This window comes from Kitasatospora sp. NPDC091257, assembly GCF_044757675.1.
Lineage (GTDB): Bacteria > Actinomycetota > Actinomycetes > Streptomycetales > Streptomycetaceae > Kitasatospora > Kitasatospora lactacystinica.
Window position 1 is genome coordinate 1 of the sequence record NZ_JBIVVI010001400.1, and the last position, 2,126, is coordinate 2,126.

At 73.1% G+C, this 2,126-nt stretch carries 1 protein-coding gene; it reads right to left on the bottom strand.

Features of this window, described 5'->3' with window-relative positions; all coding sequences use genetic code 11:
- Positions 1–14: 14 nt before the first annotated feature.
- A complete protein-coding gene (locus ACIQOV_RS38680; protein ID WP_401055497.1) occupies positions 15–2,057 on the bottom strand; it encodes an FAD-dependent oxidoreductase in 2,043 nt (680 codons plus the stop codon).
- Positions 2,058–2,126: the final 69 nt, after the last annotated feature.

Below are 2,126 nucleotides of genomic sequence, written 5' to 3' on the forward strand. Positions count from 1 at the left end.
GGGTACGGACCGGGTCAGAGGGTGGCGGCCAGTTCGGTGCCCTGCTTGATGGCCCGCTTGGCGTCCAGTTCGGCGGCCACGTCGGCGCCGCCGATCAGGTGCGCCGGCAGGCCGCGCTCGCGCAGCGCCTCGTACAGGTCGCGGCGCGGCTCCTGGCCGGTGCAGAGCACGACGGTGTCCACGGGCAGCAGTTGGCGCTCGCCGTCGACGGTGAGGTGCAGGCCGGCGTCGTCGATCAGGTCGTAGGTGACGCCGGGGACCATCACCACGCCGCGGTGCTTGAGCTCGGTGCGATGGATCCAGCCGGTGGTCCTGCCGAGGCCGGCGCCGACCTTGCCGGTCCTGCGCTGGAGCAGGTGGACGCTGCGCGGGGGCTTGGGCCGCTCCGGGGCGCGCAGGCCGCCGCGCTCGCGGTAGTCCGGGTCGATGCCCCACTTGGCCTGGAACGCGGGCGGGTTGAGGCTGGCCGCGTCGCCCGGGTCGGTGAGGAACTCGGCCACGTCGAAGCCGATGCCGCCCGCGCCGAGGATGGCGACCCGCTCGCCGACCGTCGCGCCGTCGCGCAGCACGTCGAGGTAGCCGAGCACGCTGGGGTGGTCGATTCCGGGGATGTCGGCGGGAGTTCGCGGGGTGACGCCGGTGGCGAGGACGATCTCGTCGTGGCCCTGCTCGGCCAGCTGTTCGGCGGTGACGGTCGCGCCGAGCCGCAGCGTGACGGCCAACTCGGCCAGCCGGGTGCGGAAGTAGCGCAGTGTCTCGTCGAACTCCTCCTTGCCGGGGATGCGCCGGGCGATGTTCAGCTGTCCGCCGATCGTCTCGGCGGCGTCGTACAGGGTGACGTCGTGGCCGCGCTCGGCGGCGGAGACGGCGCAGGCGAGGCCGGCGGGGCCGGCTCCGACGACGCCGATCCGCTTGCGCGATCGGGTGGGGCCGAGGACGAGTTCGGTCTCGTGGCAGGCGCGCGGGTTGACCAGGCAGGAGGTGATCTGGAGGTTGAAGGTGTGGTCGAGGCAGGCCTGGTTGCAGCCGATGCAGGTGTTGATGGCCTCGGCGCGGTCGTCCCGGGCCTTGGCGACGAAGTCGGCGTCGGCGAGCAGCGGGCGGGCCATCGAGACCAGGTCGGCGCTGCCCTCGGCGAGCAGGCGCTCGGCGATCTCGGGGGTGTTGATGCGGTTGGTGGTGACCAGCGGGATGCCGACCTTGCCCATCACCTTCTTCGTGACCCAGGCGAAGGCGCCGCGCGGCACCGAGGTGGCGATGGTGGGGATGCGGGCCTCGTGCCAGCCGATGCCGCTGTTGATGATGGTCGCCCCGGCGGCCTCGACGGCCTGGGCCAGCTGCACGACCTCGTCCAGGGTGGAGCCGCCGGGCACCAGGTCGAGCATGGAGAGGCGGTAGACGATGATGAAGTCCTCGCCGACGCGCTCGCGGACCCGGCGGACGATCTCCACCGGGAAGCGCATCCGCCGCTCGTACGGGCCGCCCCACTCGTCCTCGCGGTGGTTGGTCGCGGCGACGACGAACTCGTTGATCAGGTAGCCCTCGGAGCCCATGATCTCAACGCCGTCGTACCCGGCGCGGCGGGCGAGTTCGGCGCAGCGGGCGAAGTCCTCGATGGTCTGCTCGACCTGCTCGGCGGTGAGCGCGTTGGGCGCGAAGGGGCTGATCGGGGCCTGGATCGCGCTGGGGGCGACGAGGTCGGGGTGGTAGGCGTAGCGGCCGAAGTGGAGGATCTGGAGGGCGATCCTGCCGCCGGCGGCGTGCACCGCGTCGGTGACGGTCCGGTGCTTGTCGGCCTCCTCCTCGGTGGTCAGCATCGCGCCGCCCTCCCAGGGGCGCCCGGCCTCGTTGGGGGCGATGCCGCCGGTGACGATCAGGCCGACGCCGCCGCGGGCCCGTTCGGCGTAGAAGGCGGCCATCCGCTCGTAGCCGCCGGGGGCCTCCTCCAGGCCGACGTGCATGGAGCCCATGATCACGCGGTTGGGCAGGGTGGTGAAGCCGAGGTCGAGCGGGCTGAGCAGGTGCGGGTAGCGGCTGCTGCCGGGGTGGGCGCTCATCGACGTCTCCCCCCGATAAGAGCCCGCCGCCCGGCGTCAGCCCGTCGCCCAGCGCCGTCGCGCCGCCGG